9 protein-coding genes are annotated in these 18,853 nt (G+C 61.7%); 4 read left to right on the top strand and 5 right to left on the bottom strand.

Going from position 1 to position 18,853, the window contains the following annotated elements; all coding sequences use genetic code 11:
• The first annotated feature begins 93 nt into the window (after positions 1–93).
• The 4 genes from C1949_RS05505 (at position 94) to C1949_RS05520 (ending at position 7,690) form a co-directional block, all read left to right on the top strand.
• The gene (locus C1949_RS05505) at positions 94–2,298 is read left to right on the top strand and encodes a TonB-dependent siderophore receptor (RefSeq protein ID WP_104737459.1); all 2,205 of its coding nucleotides are present in this window, start codon (positions 94–96) and stop codon (positions 2,296–2,298) included.
• A 143-nt stretch (positions 2,299–2,441) separates the two neighbouring features.
• Positions 2,442–4,724 (top strand): 5-methyltetrahydropteroyltriglutamate--homocysteine S-methyltransferase, encoded by a 2,283-nt coding sequence (gene metE, locus C1949_RS05510; protein ID WP_104737460.1) that lies wholly within the window; start codon positions 2,442–2,444, stop codon positions 4,722–4,724.
• 106 nt (positions 4,725–4,830) lie between these two features.
• Positions 4,831–6,210, top strand: coding sequence for a class II fumarate hydratase (locus C1949_RS05515; RefSeq protein WP_104737461.1), 1,380 nt, complete (start codon positions 4,831–4,833; stop codon positions 6,208–6,210).
• A gap of 187 nt (positions 6,211–6,397) precedes the next feature.
• Positions 6,398–7,690, top strand: a complete 1,293-nt coding sequence (locus tag C1949_RS05520; protein WP_104737462.1) for a sensor histidine kinase — start codon at positions 6,398–6,400, stop codon at positions 7,688–7,690.
• Here the strand turns inward: C1949_RS05520 and C1949_RS05525 are convergent.
• From C1949_RS05525 to C1949_RS05545, 5 genes are all read right to left on the bottom strand, one after another.
• Positions 7,661–8,275: a response regulator transcription factor gene (locus tag C1949_RS05525; protein WP_170063005.1), complete on the bottom strand. Its 615-nt coding sequence runs from the start codon at positions 8,273–8,275 to the stop codon at positions 7,661–7,663. The genes C1949_RS05520 and C1949_RS05525 overlap by 30 nt on opposite strands.
• 59 nt (positions 8,276–8,334) lie before the next feature.
• The gene (locus C1949_RS05530) at positions 8,335–11,136 is read right to left on the bottom strand and encodes an autotransporter family protein (RefSeq protein WP_104737464.1); all 2,802 of its coding nucleotides are present in this window, start codon (positions 11,134–11,136) and stop codon (positions 8,335–8,337) included.
• 134 nt (positions 11,137–11,270) lie between these two features.
• Positions 11,271–12,692: an efflux transporter outer membrane subunit gene (locus tag C1949_RS05535; RefSeq protein WP_104737465.1), complete on the bottom strand. Its 1,422-nt coding sequence runs from the start codon at positions 12,690–12,692 to the stop codon at positions 11,271–11,273.
• 15 nt (positions 12,693–12,707) lie between these two features.
• On the bottom strand, positions 12,708–15,776 hold the full coding sequence (locus C1949_RS05540; protein ID WP_104737466.1) for an efflux RND transporter permease subunit: 3,069 nt from the start codon (positions 15,774–15,776) through the stop codon (positions 12,708–12,710).
• A complete protein-coding gene (locus C1949_RS05545) occupies positions 15,773–18,844 on the bottom strand; it encodes a multidrug efflux RND transporter permease subunit (protein WP_104737467.1) in 3,072 nt (1,023 codons plus the stop codon). Before C1949_RS05545 ends, C1949_RS05540 begins: the two co-directional genes overlap by 4 nt.
• Positions 18,845–18,853 lie beyond the last annotated feature (9 nt).

Here is an 18,853-nt window from a genome sequence, read left to right on the forward strand (position 1 = left end):
CCATACACTAAATCCCCCTTTGCGTTCCTTGCTCCACATCAATACAATGCGAACGATTCTCATAATCACAAGCATTAATTTGGAGCGATGTAGATGCCAACCATAGCCCTGCCCCGGGAAAAAACACGCAACCGACTCAGTCCACTGACGCTGGCCATTCACCTGCTGACCGCCGGATCAGTTCTTGCCGCCGTGCCGGCTGCAGCCCAGAGCGCGAGCGAAGAGGAGATGCTGCTCGCACCAATCAGCGTCACCGGCCAAGGTGAGCGCAGCGCCACTACCGAGGGCACCAGCGCCTACACGACTGATGCAGCTCGTACCGCCACTCCGCTGAGCCTGTCGCCGCGTGAGACCCCGCAATCGGTAACCGTCGTCACCCAACAGAAGATCGAAGATCAGGATCTGGGGACGATCCTAGACGTGGTCAACAACACCGTCGGCATTTCGGTCAACCGTTACGAAACCAGTCGCGCCCAGTTCAACGCCCGCGGCTTCAACATCAACGCTCTGATGATTGACGGCGTTCCAACCATTTGGGAGCAGCCGTGGAGTTCAGGCGAGATTTTCAGCAGCCTCGCCATGTATGACCGCGTCGAGGTGGTCCGGGGTGCAAACGGCTTGATGAGTGGGTCTGGCGACCCGTCGGCGTCAATCAACATGGTGCGCAAACGCGCCAGCAGCACCGTACCAACCGGTTCGCTGTCTGTCAGTGGCGGCACCTGGGATACCTATGGCGCGCTGGGCGACGTTTCCTTCGCCCTGAACGATGCTGGAACCGTTCGCGCTCGCCTTGTCGGCGAGTACAACGATGGCGACAGCTGGATTGATTTGCACAGCAACGAGAACTCCACGCTGTACGGCACCATGGATATCGACCTGACGCCAGACACTACCCTGTGGTTTGGCATGAGCCATCAGGAGAACAAGTCTAACTCGCCGATGTGGGGTGGCCTGGCTTACTGGTACCACGATGGCAGCAAAACCGACTGGAACCGCTCGAAGACGACCTCGGCCAAATGGAGCTGGTGGGACAGTAGCTACGAGACCCGCTTCGTCAATCTGGATCACTACTTTGCCAACGACTGGCAGTTGAACCTCAGCTATAGCCGCGGTGAGCGGGAAAGCGAATCCTACCTGTTCTATGTTTACACCTACGCCAGCCAGCCCGGATCAGCCCCCATCAACACCTATCCTGGGATGTACAAGACCCGTACGGTGCAAGAGGACTACAGCGCCCGCATGAACGGACCGTTCTCGCTCTTCGGCCGCGAGCATGAACTGGCATTCGGCTACATCCACAGTGAGCAGGAATTCGACGCCGACACTCGGATTGCCAGCACCGGCTGGGGTGGCATCCCGGACTTCGACAGTTACGAAGGCAACTTCCCGGCACCTGTCTGGGGCGACCTGACAACCTACGGCTACGGCGATCTGACCCAAACCGGCGCCTACGCTGCCGTGCGCCTGAACATCGCTGACGACCTCAAGGTCATCCTCGGTGCCCGCGACAGCACCTACAAGAAAACGTCAGATGACATCTACTCAGACCCAACCCGGACCGACGTTGGCCACGAGCTGACGCCCTACGCCGGCGTTATCTATGACCTGAACGACACCCTGTCGGTGTACGCCAGCTATACGGATATTTTCCAGCCGCAAAGCGAGCGCGACATGAACGGGCAGCAAATCGTACCGATCATCGGCAAAAGCTACGAAGCCGGTCTGAAGGGCGAGTTTTACGACGGCCGCCTGAACGCCTCGGTGGCGGTCTTCCATATTGAGCAGGATAATCTGGCGGTCAAGACCGGTCAGTTCATCCCCGGCACAGTTGAGAGCGCCTACGTCGCGAGCGAGGCCACCAGTAAAGGCTTTGAGCTGGAAGTCAACGGCGAGCTGGCTGCGGGCTGGAATGTCGGCGCGGGCTACACCCAATTCAAGGTCGAGGACGCTGAAGGCGACGCAACCAACACCCGCTTCCCGACCAAGCTGCTGCGCTCGTTCACAACCTATCAGTTCCCGGGCGAATGGAGCCGCCTGACGGTTGGTGGCGGCGTCAACTGGCAAGACAGCATTTATACCTATGCAACCAACCCGGACGATCAGCAGGAGAAAATCGAGCAGGATGCCTACGCGCTGGTCAACCTCATGGCCCGCTATGACATCACCGACAATCTGTCCGGTCAGCTCAACGTTAACAACCTCACCGACGAGAAATACTTCGATATCTTCGAAGCCTTCGGTGCCATCACCTACGGCGCTCCACGTAGCGTGACAGCAACGGCCAAGTATCGCTTCTGATCTGGGCAACTCCCCCGGGCAATCCGGGGGAGACACTCAATGTGAGAAAAATTAATTCAAACCTGAATATTCAACAATTACACTAATAGTAAATCCCACCTAGCATGCCCCTGTTCCCATTCGAAGAGACACAGAGGCAATCCATGACACGCATTCACAATCTCGGCTTTCCGCGCATCGGCGCCCGCCGCGAGCTTAAATTCGCGCTGGAGGGATACTGGAAAGGCGAGCGCTCCCGCGACGAGCTGCTGCAAACCGGCGCCGAACTGCGCCAGCGCCACTGGCAAGCCCAGCAAGGGCTCGACCTGATTCCGGTCGGCGATTTCTCCTTCTATGACCAGATGCTCGACATGAGCTTTACCTTGGGCAATCTGCCAGCCCGGGTGCAAGGCTTCGCCGGAGACGAGCTGGACAACTACTTCCGCGTTGCCCGCGGCCGCTCCGCCCAGGCGCACGCCGAATGCTGCGGCGGCGTCGCTGCGGGCGAGATGACCAAGTGGTTTGATACCAACTATCACTACATCGTGCCGGAATTTACCGCAGACACCTGCTTTACCCTCAACCCACGGCGCTTGCTGGATCAGTTGAGTGAAGCCCGCACCGCCGGCATCAAGGCCAAACCGGTGATCATCGGCCCGGTCACCTACCTGAGCCTGGGCAAGGTTAAGGACGACAGCAACCCCCTGGCACTGCTTGAGCAACTGCTGCCGGTTTACGCCGAGCTGCTGGAAGCGCTGGCGCAACAAGGCGTGGAGTGGGTGCAGATCGACGAGCCGATTCTGGTGACCGACCTCAGCGAGACCCAGCAGGCTGCGCTGGAATACAGCTACGCCACCCTGCGAAACAGCGAAGTCAAACTGCTGCTGACCAGCTATTTCGGCCAACTGCAGGACAACCTGCCACTGGTGGCCCGCTTGCCGGTCGCCGGGGTGCACCTGGACTGCATCAACGCCCGCAACGAGGTGGCTGAACTGATCGAACGCCTGCCGTCAGACCGGGTCATTTCCCTCGGAGTGATCAATGGCCGCAATATCTGGAAGAGCGACCTGACCGCACTACTCGACTGGCTGGAACCATTGGCCGCGCAGCTGGGTGATCGCCTGTGGCTGGCACCCTCCTGCTCGCTACTGCATGTTCCGGTTGACCTGAACAGCGAGGATCAGCTCGACGCAGACGTGCGCAGCTGGCTGGCCTTCGCCGTGCAGAAGCTCGACGAACTCCGTGTGCTGGGCCGCGCACTGCGCAGCGGCAGAGACAGCGTTACAGCCGAGCTTGCTGAAAACCGGCAGGCTCTCGAAAGCCGCCGCACTTCGCCGCGGGTGCACAACCCGGCGGTGCGTGACGCCGTCGCTGCGCTGAAGCCGGCGCTGGGTGAGCGCCGCAGCCCCTACGCCGCCCGCGCTGCAGTGCAGGCGGCGCGCCTGCAATTGCCCGCCTACCCGACCACCACCATCGGCTCCTTTCCGCAGACGGCCGAGATTCGCCAGGCGCGCCGTCAGTTCAAGGCAGGTGAGCTGAGTGCCGTCGACTACCGCAAGGCGATGGAAGCCGAAATCGCCCACTGCGTGCGCGAGCAGGAAGCACTGGAGCTGGACGTGCTGGTGCACGGCGAGCCCGAACGCAACGACATGGTTGAATACTTTGGCGAGCAACTCGAAGGCTATGCTTTCAGCCGCTTTGGCTGGGTGCAGTCGTACGGCTCGCGCTGCGTCAAACCACCGATTCTGTTCGGCGATATCAGCCGCCCCACCCCCATCACGGTCGAGTGGAGCCGCTACGCCCAGTCACTGACCAACAAGCCGATGAAGGGCATGCTGACCGGCCCGGTGACCATCCTCAACTGGTCCTTCGTGCGCGACGACCAGCCCCGCGCCGACTCCTGCCGGCAACTGGCCCTGGCCATGCGCGGCGAGGTACTAGACCTGGAGAAGGCCGGCATCAGCGTCATTCAGATCGACGAAGCCGCTCTGCGCGAAGGTCTGCCGTTGCGCCAGAGTGAGTGGAAAGACTATCTGGACTGGGCGGTGGAGAGCTTCCGCATCACCGCCAACGGCGTCGCGGATGAAACCCAGATCCACACCCACATGTGCTACTCGGAGTTCAACGACATTATGCAGGCCATCGCTAACATGGATGCCGATGTGATCACCATCGAGACCTCACGCTCTGACATGGAGCTACTGGATGCTTTCGATCACTTCCAGTATCCCAACGAGATCGGACCCGGCGTGTATGACATCCACTCGCCGAACATTCCCGATCAGGCGCAGATGGTCGAACTGATGCGCAAGGCGGCCGAGCGCGTGCCTGCCGAGCGCCTGTGGGTCAATCCGGACTGCGGCCTCAAGACCCGCCAGTGGCCTGAAGTGACCCCGGCGCTGCGCAACATGGTCGCCGCGGCTCAGGCCCTGCGCGCCGCCAGCTGACGCGCAGCCATCGGCTGCGTACACGCGCTATGCTGAACACCTGTCTGCTTCCGTGGTCTGACCATGGAAGCAGACAGCCGTTTCAGCCGATCAGGGAGTAGCGCAGATGAGCACCAGCCGTATTGAACGAGACAGCATGGGTGAGTTGCAGGTACCGGGCGACGCCCTCTATGCCGCCCAAACCCAGCGCGCCGTCAACAACTTCCCGGTCAGCGGCCAACCCATGCCCAAGCGCTTTATTCGCGCTCTGCTGCTGGCCAAGCGCGCAGCGGCCAATGCCAACGCCGAACTGGACCAGTTGCCCACGCCAATGGCCAAAGCCATCTGCCATGCCGTTGACGACCTGCTGACTACCGACGATTACATGCAGCACTTTCCGGTCGATGTGTTTCAGACCGGCTCCGGCACCAGTTCCAACATGAACGCCAACGAAGTGCTCGCCACCTTGGCCAGCCGCCACAGCGGCCAGACCATCAACCCGAACGATCACGTCAACTGCAGCCAAAGCAGCAACGACACCATCCCCTCCAGCATCCACATCAGCGCCGCGCTGGCCCTGCATGAAGACCTGCTGCCTGCACTGCAGCATTTCGAGCAGGTCACCCGAGCCAAGGCACGCACCGTTGAGCACCATGTCAAAACCGGCCGCACCCATCTGATGGACGCCATGCCGGTGCGCCTGAGCCAGAGTCTCGACACCTGGACCGATCAGATCGAAGGTAACCGCCAGCGCCTGGAGCAGCTGCAACCCATGCTGCACAGTCTTGCCCAGGGCGGCACCGCGGTCGGCACCGGCGTCAACGCCCACCCCGCGTTCGCCGAGCACTTCTGCCGCGCACTGAGCGCCAGCACCGGCGTAACCTTTACCCCGGCAGCCAATTTCTTCACCCACATCGGCTCGCAGGACATCGCCGTTGCCCTGTCCGGGCAACTGAAAACCCTGGCCGTCAGCATCACCAAGATCGCCAACGACCTGCGCTGGATGAACTCAGGGCCACTGGCCGGGCTTGGCGAAATCGAACTGGAGGCACTGCAACCCGGCTCCTCGATCATGCCGGGCAAGGTCAACCCGGTGATACCGGAAGCCGCCGCCATGGCCGCCGCCCAGGTCATCGGCAACGACGCCACCATCACCCTCGCCGGCCAGTCCGGCAATTTCGAGCTGAACGTCATGCTGCCACTGGTCGCCCGCAACCTGCTGGAGAGCCTGCACCTGTTGAGCAACGTCACTCGCCTGCTGGCCGACAAGGCCATAGCCAGCTTTACCGTGCGCGAGGACCGACTGCAACAGGCACTGGCGCGCAACCCGATACTGGTGACCGCCCTGAACCCGATCATCGGCTACCAGAAAGCCGCCGAAATCGCCAAACAAGCCTACAAGGAAGGTCGACCGATTGTTGATGTCGCCGCGGAAAACACCGATCTCAGTCGAGACGAACTGACCCGCCTGCTGGACCCGGCGAAACTGACCCACGGGGGGCTTTGAGCGCATGCCCCCAGCGGGATTAAACAAGGCATGCCGCATAAAACTCTGGCGTCCGCCGCGTCAGCTGGTTGCCTCATCGACCCGGTGAGAATGCGAACAGCGCTGGCAAGCTGATGGCCACAAGCCTTGGCACGGGCTATAACAAGGCTCTAACATGGACTGGTCGCCCGTCTGAGTTCACCTGTTGATGCTGTCCAGACTTATTCATAATCACCCCCAGGCCGACATCATCGAGCAGCAACGCTTCACCCTGTTCGTCGACGAAGTCTGGTCAAGGATGATCGCCTCGGCCCTTGCCGCTGTTCTGTTCGGACTGTTCTTCCAGAACGCGGCCAGCAGCGGCCAGCGCGGCATGTGGTTTGCCAGCCTGCTGGTCGTCGTCATTTGCTCCTGGCTGGCGCTACGCAAGATCAAGACTGCCACCAACACATCGCTGCCTTCAATCCGTCAATGGCATCGCGTCAACATGCTGCTGTCAGTTCTCTGGGGCTGCTTCTGGGCTTACATGCCATTCGTCTTTTTGTCCGACGCGTCACAGCAAACGCTGTCTATCGCATTGCTGGCGCTGGTGATCATTTCCGCAATGCCCTCGATCAGCATGGGGTGCTATCCGGAAATTTACATCACCTTTCTCACCCCGGTGTTCCTGTCACTGGGATACAACATTCAACTGCAGACCGGACTGGCGCATCCACAGGTGTATCTATGCTGCATGGCCTGGGCTGCGCTCAGCCTGTTCAGCCTGCTAACCCATAAAAATCAGGTCGCGCTGATCATCAAGTCAGTTGAGCTTGGCACCATGTTTCAGAAGATGAAGTCATCCAACCTGGAAAAGGACTACCTGATCGCCGCCATTGGCCACGACCTGCGTCAGCCGATGGCCAGCGCCAAGCTGTATCTGGAGGTGCTGGCCGAAAAGCAGCAGGACAACAGCGCTGCGCGCAATGCGCTGAACGCGACAGAGGTTGCCCTGAACGGCCTGCACGACGCCTTGAGCATGGTGAGCCTAAAAGAACAGGACGAGGTACTGCGGCTCTCCCGATTCAACCCGGCAGACCTGCTTGCCAAGGTTGTACAGGACGTCAGGACGGTCAAGCCCGAAACGGCAATCAGCTCCAACTACCAGGCGGCGATACTGACCTCTGATGCCTTTGCGCTTGCCCGCATCATTGAGAACATTCTCTACAATTATGTTCACCATGCCCCAATCCAGGGCCTGCACATCGCAACAAGCACAGACACGCATCACTACCAGCTGCACTTCAGCGCGGGCGAGACAGCAGAGACGGGAGCCGAAAACCGGCAGAACCACCCTTTGCAGGGCTACGGACTGATCATGATCGAACACATGTGTCGCGCCATCAGTGCACGGCTCAGGGTGTACCGCGATAAAGGCAGTTGGCAAACCACACTACTGATCCCGCTGCACCATGCACCGGGGATACTGGAGTCAGTCCAGGAAGCGGAGCTTCTCCAGTAGCAGCAGACAATCGGCTCGGTTGCGAGCGCCGAGCTTGGAGTAAATGCTCTTGAGGTGGGTTTTTACCGTGTTGTCGGTAACCCCCAACTGGGCTGCAATCTCGGCATTGCGTAACCCCTGCATCAATAATCTCGCCACGTCACCCTCACGCTCGCTCAGCTTGAGCGTTTCGGCGACGACCGACTGAACGCCGCGAAGGCTAGCGGACTGATAACGCCCTCCGTCCAGCACGCAGTCCATGCAGGCGCGGATATCAGCCAGCGCATCGGTTTTGAATACAAACGAACTGGCGCGCAGCAGTGCTTCATCAAGGCAGAGGTTTGCTGGCTGCTCTCCTGTACAGAAAATAGTGCGCATGGCGGGGTTGAGAGAGCGCAAGCGGTTATTCAGATCGACGCCTGACTCGCCCCCCAGGTTCAGGTCCATCAGGACGATCAGCTCGTTTCCGGCTTGCGCCACAATCTGCTGCAGCGCCTCGTCATGGCCCGAAGCATGGTGCACGGCGTCGATCTGCGGGTGATCAGCGAACACATGCCGCATTGCATCGGCAAACAGCCGGTGATCATCAACAATCAACAAATCCACTACATCATTCTCCCTTGCCGCCATTGGCCGCCCCCCCAAAGGGGAGCGGCCCCTGTCACTCAGAATGCCATGCGTGCATTCAGCGTAACAGCCTGCTCAACAAACCCGCTCTGGCCGGAGACGGTATACAACGCTGCCAGCTCGGCTCCGTTATCAACCACGTACTTGCCACCCAGGCCGGCATCATAGCGCCAGGCATCGGCATCAATGCCGCGGGTAGCGAACCGATCGCCAGTGCCCACCAGCACCGCATCAAGCTTCGCCTGCTCGGCCAACGTGTCGTAGCTCACACCGGCCTGACCAAACAGCATCCAGCCCTCGCCAAGATCGTACGCCAGCTCGGTACCGACTTCGACATTGAGGCTCTGGTAATCGGAGCCATCGACATCCAGGTTGAGTGCGCCAGCACCGGACTCGGCGTATCCATCAACATCGGTGTAGTCGTAATTCAGACCCACCTGAACCGCCGCATCGAACTGCTCGTTTACCGCGTAGTGCTTTTTCAGCTCAGCCCCTGCGCTGGCAGTCCAGGCGTCGTACTCGGAACGGGCGGTCAAGCCGTTAAACAGATCCCGGTCTGTTTCGTACCGGCCATACCCAACCCCGGCCGTCAGCCCTAGCACCACATCATTACCCAATTCACGGTTGAGATAGCCAAGCAGTTGATAACTGTTCAACTCACTCTCATAACCGCCCACCGGCATGTTGCTGTCGATATCGCTGCGCCCGATGCCGAAGGCGACGCCCAACTCGGTCACTTCATCGAGGCCGCCGTCCATGCCGAGCAGCACACCATAGCTGTCTACGTCGTAGCCTTCGACACCGGAACGCTGCTGCTGACGCGCGCGCGAGCCGTAGGGTTGAGCCCACACATTGCTTGGCTCGGCTGTCGCTGTTTCGGGGTTCAGCGCATACAGGTAGGCATCACGGCGGCCAATCAGCTCGCGCATCCGGCGATTCGCTTGAGCAGCCTCCCGGCCAGCATGCACACTGGCCGGCGCTAGGGTCGCCACGCCATCGGCCAGCCCGGCCGCCGTGCTGTAGTTACCCAAAGCCAGAATCATGGAGTCGAGTTCAGAGCTGCCAGTGGAGCCGTTTGCCGCGTAGTCGTCGGCAACGCTCTGAATCACCGGAGCGGCCCCTTGAGCCACGGTATTGCCACTGACTTGCGCAGCGGTGATAACGTTGCCGCTGTTCGGCAGGGGCGTGTTTCCAGGAGAGCCCGGACCACCCGGGTTGCCGGGCGCGTTGCTGGATTCACCCTGGCCGTCGGCCGTCAGGCGCAGGTCCAGATCGCTGGCGTTGCGTATCGTGTCGAAGTCCCACAGCGCAGAGTTATCGCTGATGCTGAAATTGCCGTAGGTGATGGCTCCCGTAGAGGAGATCACATCGGCGAACAGGTTACCCGCGCTGAGCAAGCCGTTGGCCTGAACGTTGACGGCCAGGTTGCTATCGGTCAGATCCACATCACCTTCAACCGCAAGCTGCCCATAGGTGGTGTTGTTGACCACAACCACTTCCAGCTGACCGCCGGCACCAATCAGGTTGCCGCTGATGGTCGGTAGCGAAACCGTTGCAGCGGTCCCCACGGTGCGATTGGACGCGCGCGGGTCCAGAATGAGGGTCCCGCCATCCAGGTTGAAGTTACGCACCCGAAAATGCTGATCCCCGAGCATCGCATAGCGACTGCCAGTGGCGAACGCCAGATCACCACCATCAACGCCAGCCGCACCGGTGCTGACCAGATCCACCATGCCATTGAACAGCGCAGACTCGTTACCGCCAATGGTCAGCGTTCTGAGCGAGTTGCTGGTGCCGACGCTGAAGTTGCCGATGATACTGCCTGCGTTAATGAAATTGCCCAGGTCCGCCGCGTTGGTAATCATTACCGCACGTTGCTGGCTGGAGATAGTGGCGCCTGCGTTATTACGCACAACCGTACTGCCGGCAGACGCCACCATTGGCGCAATATAAAGCGCTTCAGCGTTACCCTGGTTCCGAATCAAACCATTGTTGGTCAAACCACCTAATGTCCCGGAAACGATGTGGACGGTCGGCATCACGGAAGACGAATTACGCAGGGTACCGTCGTTGACAAAACTGCCGACATCGCTGCCCTCGGACCAAAACGCCCGGCCATTGGATGCGGTGTTTTCAATCAGCCCTGCTGAACCGTTAGCGAAGTTGCTCAACGTCGACTGAAATCTGAGATGAACCGTTGCAAGTGTGCTGTCTGAGGTCACTACCCCAGTATTGGAAAGCAGCGAGATGTCCGTGAAACCGGTCTGAATACCCCAGCCGCCCGAGCCCTGGACCGTGCCCGAGTTAGTCAGCGACAGCTGCGCCCGAGCCCCCGAACTACCATCGACACTAATCCCGTGCACCCCCGAAATCAGGCCGTCGTTGGTGATAGATGCGCTGGTGTTGACGCCAGAATTATTGTCGATGACAAGGCCGAACGACTGAGCGCTGGTGATACTGGCACCGTTGTTGTTGACGATATTCAGGCCCAACGGCGCGGTCGCATAGACACCGTAACCATTGGAGCCAGTCCCCTCAATGGCGCCAGAGTTGGTCAGCGTAACCCCGCTGATAAGACCCGGGCTGCCGCCCTCGATCCGAACGCCGAAGCCGCTAACGTTAGCGGTGATTGAGCCGCCGCTGTCGACCGTGACCGAATCGTTATCGGAGTCGATATAGCACGTTCCAGTAACCGAAGTCGTCACCGGTGACGTGGCGCAGGAGTTGGGAGCTGCAGCGGCTGACAGCGACCAGGAAGCAGCGAGGATGGATGAAGCCAGCACAGAGAGCCGGAAGGTAGCCACTGGGGCAAAAACAGATCGTGCATTGGAAAACAGCATGACATTCCCTTGGATTGAGCAAAGACCAGCACGGAATATGCGGTTCCCGCTGCCATCGGTCTTCACCCCAAAGGGTGAGCCAGTCGCTCAATACTGCTTTCCAGGGCCCCCGGCTCAGAGCCAGAAACTGCGCCTCACGGCGCTTTCCGTTCTCCTGCATCCCCCACATCATCGCCCACCTGCCAGCCGCCGCCGATGGCCGAGGCCAACTCGGCAGCCGCGGAAAGCTGGGCGCTGGTGACACTAATGCGTCCACGTTTGGCGCTGAGTGTCGTGTTCTGGGCAATCGACACCTCCAGATAGGAAACCAGACCGGACTGGTAGCGATTGGTGATTACCCGTTCGTTCTCCTCGGCCAGCTCAACCAGCCGATCCTGCTGCACGGCTTTCTCGCGCAAAATTGCAGTGGTCGCCAGCGCATTTTCCACATCGGCCAGCGCGTCGAGAACGGTCTGGCGGTAGGCGGCGACCTGTTCGTCGTAACGCGCCAGGGCAGCGTCTCGGGCAGCACTGCGTCGGCCGCCGTCAAACAGCGTTTGCGCCAGACTCGGCCCAACCGACCAGACCCGCACTGGCGCATCCCACAGATCGCTGATCGAACTGCCGTTGACACCAGCGCTGCCGCCCAGTGTCAGGGTGGGCAACCAAGCGGTGATGGCGACGCCGATATCGGCGTTGGCTGCTGCGACGCCGCGCTCGGCAGAGACCACATCCGGGCGGCGGGCAATCAGCTCCGCTGGCAGTTGCGCCGGAATCGGCGGCACCGCGGGCAGCGCCTCGACCACCTCCAGCTGCAAATCGATCGGTGCACGGCCCAGCAGCGCGGCAATGGTGTTTTGCTCCAAGGCCCGCTGATTCTGCAGGTCGTACAGGTCACTGCGCAGTGACTGCAGCTGAGTTTCGGCCTGAATCACGTCGGCGCGGGAGACGATGCCGGCGTCGTACTGGTTGCGCGTCAGCTGGGCCGAACGGGCTGAGGACGCCAGCGTCTGCTCCAGCAGCCGATACTGCAGGTCTTGGGCGCGCAGATTGATGTAGCTGTTGATCACGGCCGACTGAATCGACAGCCGGGCGGCGGCCAGATCCGCCGCACTGGCTTCCAGCGCAGCGGTATCGGATTCGACCTGACGGCGCACCCGCCCCCACAGATCCAGCTCCCAACTGATACCCAGCTGCGCGCTGCTGCGGGTCCCGGTGCTGACTTCACTGCCGCCGCTGCGTGCGGTATCCAGCGCCGCGCTCAGGGTTGGGCTGTATTCGCCGGTGCTCAGCCTGCGCTGCGCCAATGCTGCGCGATAACGCGCCTCGGACTGTGCCAGCGTCTGGTTGCGCTGATTGGCCTCCTCAATCAGCGCGTTCAGCGCGGCATCGCCAAACACTTCCCACCAGCGCCCGCTGGCTGCCCAGCTCTGCGCCGGCACCGGCTGCCAGCCCTGGTCATAGCGCAGCGCTGAGGGCTCGACCGTGGTCGGCACCCGGTAATCCGGGCCGAGCGTACAGCCGCCAATCAGCGCAGTGGCCAGAACAACAGAGGTAGACAGCAGGGAGAGCTTCATCGGTAACAGCCCCGATCAGGTTGAAGGTGAGGAACGTTCGGCTGCGCCACGGCGCAACACGCGCTGACGCAGGTTTTCCAGATACAGATAGACCGCCGGCGTGGTGTACAGCGTCAGCAATTGGCTCAGCGCCAAGCCACCAAAAATGGTGATCCCCAGCGGGCGGCGCATCTCGGCACCTTCGCCAAAGCCCATGATCAACGGCACCGCGCCGAGCATACCGGCGAGGTTGGTCATCAGAATCGGTCGAAGGCGCAGCAGCGCGGCACGGTGAATGCTCTGCTGCGGATTGAGCCCTTCGCGGCGCTGCAGCTCCAGCGCGAAGTCGATCATCATGATGGCGTTCTTCATCACGATACCGATCAACAGGAACAGCCCAAGCATGGCGATCAGACTCAGACTCTGGCCGCCGAACTTGAGCGCCAGCAGCGCGCCCAGCCCGGCCGGCGGCAGGGTCGAGAGAATGGTCAGCGGATGCAGCGTACTCTCGTAAAGCACACCGAGCACCAAATACACCGCCAGCAGCACGGCAACAAAGATCCACGGCTCTAACGCAGCGCCAAAATCGTTGGCCGACGGCGGTGCCTCATGCACATCGCTCGGCAGCATTACCTCGTTGAGAATCTGCGCGATGGCCTCCTTGGCCTGCGCCTCGGTGACGCCCGGCGCCAGCGCATACCCCACGCCCATTGAGGCAAACTGCCCTTCGTGGCGCACGCGGTCTTCGGCCATGCCATAGCCCCAGGTGGCGAAGCTGGAGAGCGGCACCCGCTGCCCATCCGAGCCCATGACCTCGAGCTGGGCCAGAACTTCAGGGCGCTCGGTGTAGCGCGAGTCCAGCTCCATCACCACCCGATACTGGTTTAGCTCGTCGTACAGGGTGGCAACCTGACGTTGAGAGAAGGAGTTATTCAGGGTCGAGGCGATGGTCTGCATGTCGACGCCGAGACGTCGGGCGGCTTCGCGGTCGATATCGAGCACCACCTGACGGGTCTCGTCGCCGTCCATCGAATCCACATCCACCAGCAGCGGGCTCTGCATCATCGCCTGGGCGACCTTGCGCGACCACACCTTCAGCTGCGCCAGCGAGTCCGAGCGCAGCAGTACCTCGTATTCGCTGTGCCGATACGGCGGGCGGAAATGCAGATCCTGATCGACCATCAGCATCATCAACACACCCGGCACTGCGGGTGCGTTGGCGCGCAGGCGATCGACCACCGCCTGAGCGGACACCTTGCGTTCGGCCAGCGGTTTGAGCCGAATGGTCAGCTGGGCGTTAGTCAGACCACCACTGCCGCCGCTGGTGCCAGTCAGGTCGGCGACCGCCGGGTCGGCCAGAATGTACTGCCGGAAAACCTCGATCTTCGGCTGCATAACCTGGAACGACATGCCGTCATCGCCGCGCAAAAAACCGCGAATCTGCCCGGAATCCTGCTGCGGCAACGCTTCCTCCGGCAGATTTGCCGCCAACCAGACACTGCTACCGATAGCCGCCAGCAACACCAGCAGCGCCACCGGTCGATGGTTCAGCGTCCAGCCCAGCGAACGGTCGTAGCCACGGCGCAAGCCCGCAAAGACCGAGTCTTGCGTCGCCGTCTCCTGCCCTGCTGTGCTCGGCTTCAACCAGAGCGCGCACAGACTCGGCGTCAGCGTCAGCGACACCAGCAGCGAGATCAGCATGGCGGCAACCAGAGTGATGGAGAACTCCTCAAACAGCTGCCGGATCAAGCCCCCCAGCAACAGAATCGAGGCAAATACCACCGCCAGAGCCAGTGTCATGGCGATCAGGGTAAAGCGCAGTTCACCCGCGCTGCGCGCTGCGGCGGCCAATGGTGACAGGCCGTCCGCCATATGCCGCTGGACGTTCTCCAACACCACGATGGCATCATCCACCACCAGCCCGGCGCCAACAATCAGCGCCATCAGCGACAGGTTATTCAGCGAGAAGCCACAGAAGTACATAACCACAAAGCTGCCGATCAACGACACCGGTATCGCCGCCGACGGGATCAACGCCGCACGCAGGTTGCCGAGGAACAGCCAGACCACGGCAACCACCAGCAACGCCGCCAGCAGCAGGGAAATCTGCGCCTCGCGCAGGGTCGCGCGGATCACCGGCGAGCGGTCCATCACCACCGACAGCTGGGCGTCTTCGGGTAGCAGGTTGATCAGTTGCGGCAGTCGCGCATAAATGTTGTCGATGGTCTCGACGATATTGGCGCCGCTTTGCCGACTGATGCTCAGCACCACCGCCTGACGCTCGTTGTGAAAGCCGCTGCTGTAGCGGTCTTCCACCGAGTCGGTGACCCTGGCGACATCACCGAGGCGCACCACCGCGCCATCCTTGTAGCGGATCACCAGCTGACGGTAGGCCGCCGCGGTGCGCAGCGAATCGCTGGTCTGCACCTGCCAGCGATGCTCGCCCTGCTCGATCACCCCGAGCGGGCGCAACGCATTGCTGTTGGCGATGGCGCTGCGTACCTCGTCCAGGGCAATACCGTAATGCAGCAGTGCACCGGCATCGAGCTGCACGCGAACTGCCGGCAGCGACGCGCCATCCACGCTGACCTCGCCCACCCCGGAAATCTGCGCCAGTTTCTGCGCCAGAATGGTCGAGCCAATGTCGTACAACTCACTCGGCGTCAGGTTCGGTGAACTCAGTGCCAACCCCATGATCGGCGCCTGTGACGGATCAATCTTACGGTACTCCGGGTTGCCCGGCATGCCCGCAGGCAGCTCGCCGCGCACCGCGTTGATCGCTGCCTGGACCTCCCGCGCGGCCTCGTTGAGATCACGATCCAGCTCAAAGGTCAGCGCGATCTGCGCCGCACCCTGACTACTGTTGGAGGAAATATCGGTGACCCCGGAGATACTGCCGAGCGCCCGCTCCAGCGGTGTTGCCACCGTGGTCGCCATGCTCTCGGGGCTAGCTCCTGGCAGACTGGCGGTGACCACAATCATCGGCACATCCAGCTGCGGCAACGGCGCGACCGGCAGCAGCCGCCAGCACAGCAGGCCGGACAGCACCAGCGCCACGGCCGCCAGCGCCAGCCCGATCGGGCGATGCAGCAGGCCGGTGTTCACTCCAGCGCCTCTGCCGGCTGCACCGCAGGCTTGCCAGACAGCCGATCAAAGAACAGGTACACCACCGGCGTGGTAAACAGCGTCAGCACCTGGCTGACCAGCAGACCGCCGACCATCACCACCCCCAGCGGCTGACGCAGCTCGGCACCGGAACCACTGGCCAGCATCAGCGGCAATGCGCCAAACAGCGCCGCCAGCGTGGTCATCAGAATCGGCCGAAAGCGCAACATCGCCGCCCGGTGAATCGCCTCACGCGGGCTCATGCCCTGATTGCGCTGCGCCTCCAGGGCAAAGTCGACCATCATGATGCCGTTCTTCTTCACCAGACCGATCAGCAGCACGATGCCGACCACCGAGATCATGTCCAGCGCCCGGTCGGTCAGCAACAGCGCCAGCAGCGCGCCGACCGTAGCCGAAGGCAGGGTCGAGAGAATGGTGACCGGGTGAATGGTGCTCTCGTAAAGCACACCCAGCACGATGTACATGGTCAGCACCGCAGCCAGAATCAGCCACAGAGTGTTGCCGAGCGACGCCCGAAACGCCTCGGCCGCGCCCTGAAAGCGCAGCTCGATGGTGACCGGCAACGCCAGAGCCTGCTGCACCTCTTCAATCGCCTGAACGGCTTCACCAAGCGACGCGCCATCCGCCAGATTGAACGACACTGTGGTGGCGGGGAACTGGCCCTGATGGTTGATCAGCAGCGCCGCTGTACGCTGCTGCACCCGAGCCACACTGGCCAGCGGTACTGAGCCGCCGTCTGAGGTAGTGATGAATAGACGCCGCAAACTCTCCGGGTCACCGGCAAATTGCGGATCAACCTCCATGATCACCCGGTACTGGTTTGACTGGGTGAACAGAGTCGCAATCTGGCGCTGGCCGAAGGCGTTGTAGAGCGTATCTGCCACATCAGTGACGTCCAGCCCAAAACGCGCAGCGGCATCACGGTCGATGTCTACGTAGGCCTGCATGCCGCGCTGCTGCAGGTCGGCCGCCACGTCGCTCAGTTCCGGGCGGGCATTCAGCGCGGCAACCATCTGCGGCACCCACTCGTGCAGTGCCGCGCTGTCGAGACTGGTCAGGCTGAACTGGTACTGCGTGCGACTGACCCGATCCTCGATGGTCAGCTCCTGTACCGGCTGGAACCAGGCGCTGATGCCGTTAACGCTGGCGGCACGCTCACGCAGCCGCGCCATCACCTCGAACAGACTTTCGTCACGCTGATCATGCGGCGGCAGGTTGATCAGAATCCGGCCGCTGTTGACCGTGACGTTGACGCCATCCACGCCGATGAACGAAGACAGGCTCTCGATGCCCGGGTCCTGCAGCAGCGCCTTGGCCAGCTGCTGCTGCCGCTCGGCCATGGCGGTAAAGGAAATGTCCTGCGGGCCTTCGGTGACCACCTGGATCACATTGCTGTCTTGCACCGGGAAGAAGTCCTTGTCGACCGCCAGGTACAGCAGCCCGGTCAAGGCGATGGTACCGAGCATCACCAGCAGCGCCGGCGTCTGGCGGTCCAGCACCCAATCCAGCGCTCGACCGTAGCGCTCGATCACCCGATGCAACAGACCGTCAGCCTTCTCCTGCGGCGGTGTGCTGAGCATGCGCGCGCACATCATCGGTGTCAGCGTCAGCGACACCACCAGCGAGATAACGATAGCCACCGCCAGCGTGATGGCAAACTCGTGGAACAGCCGCCCCACCACATCCGGCATGAACAACAGCGGAATCAGCACCGCGACCAACGAGAAGGTCAGCGACATCAGGGTAAAACCGATCTCGCCCGCGCCCTTGAGCGCCGCCTGCATCGGCGTTTCGCCCATCTCCCGGTGCCGTGCCACGTTCTCCAGCATGACGATGGCGTCATCCACCACAAAGCCGGTGGCAATGGTCAGCGCCATCAGGGTCAGGTTGTTGACCGAGAAGTCCATCAGGTACATGAAGGCAAAGGTGCCGACCAGCGACAGCGGTACCGCGATGCTGGGGATGATGGTCGCCGGAATGCTGCGCAGGAAGACGAACGTGACCAATACCACCAGCGCGACCGCAAACAGCAGTTCCTTCTGGGTGTCACGTACCGAGGCGCGAATGCTGTGGGTACGGTCGGTCAACACGGTGACATCCACCGCCGACGGCAGGGTGCCGGCCAGCTGCGGCAGCAACTCACGCACCCGGTCAGTGACCTCGATGACGTTGGCACCCGGCTGACGCTGGACATTCAGCAGCACCGCCGGCTGGCCGTTGGCCCAGGCAGCAAGAAAACGGTCTTCGGCACCGTCGATGATGGTGGCAATGTCACCGAGCCGCAGCGGTGCACCGTCCTGCCAGGTGAGGATCAGCTTGCGGTAATCCTCGACCGAGCGAATCTGATCGTTGGCATCGAGCATGGTGTTGCGGGTCGGGCCGTCGAAACTGCCCTTGGGCTGGTTGACGTTGGTGGCGGCAATGCTTTGGCGCACCTGATCAAGACTCAGCCCGTAGGACGCCAGCGCCATCGGGTTGACCAGCACCCGCACCGCTGGCCGCTGACCACCGGCCAGGCTAACCAGACCAACACCAGAAATCTGCGCCAGTTTCTGCGCCATCCGGGTGTCGACAAGGTCGTGCACCTCCGGCAGCGGCAGGCTGTCGGAGGTAATCGCCAAGGTCAGGATTGGCGCGTCCGCCGGGTTAACCTTGCGGTAGATCGGCGGCGTTGGCAGATCATTCGGCAGCAGGCTGTCGGCGGTATTCATTGCGGCCTGCACTTCCTGCTCGGCAACGCCCAGATCCTCGCCAAGATCAAACTGCAGGGTAATGACCGACGCCCCGCCGGAGCTGGTCGAGGACATCTGCTTCAGGCCCGGAATCTGCCCGAGGTAGCGTTCCAGCGGTGCGGTGATGGTGCGCGCCGTTACCTCCGGCCCGGCACCCGGCTGAAAGGTAAACACCTGAATGATCGGGTAATCCACCTGCGGCAGCGCAGCGACCGGCAGCAACCGCCAGGAAACCAGGCCGGCGATTAGAAACGCCAGCATCAGCAGCGAGGTCGCTACCGGGCGCAGAATGAAGGGAGTCGAGAGACCTTTCATCACCCCGCC

Source organism: Halopseudomonas oceani, assembly GCF_002903165.1.
Taxonomy (GTDB): domain Bacteria; phylum Pseudomonadota; class Gammaproteobacteria; order Pseudomonadales; family Pseudomonadaceae; genus Halopseudomonas; species Halopseudomonas oceani.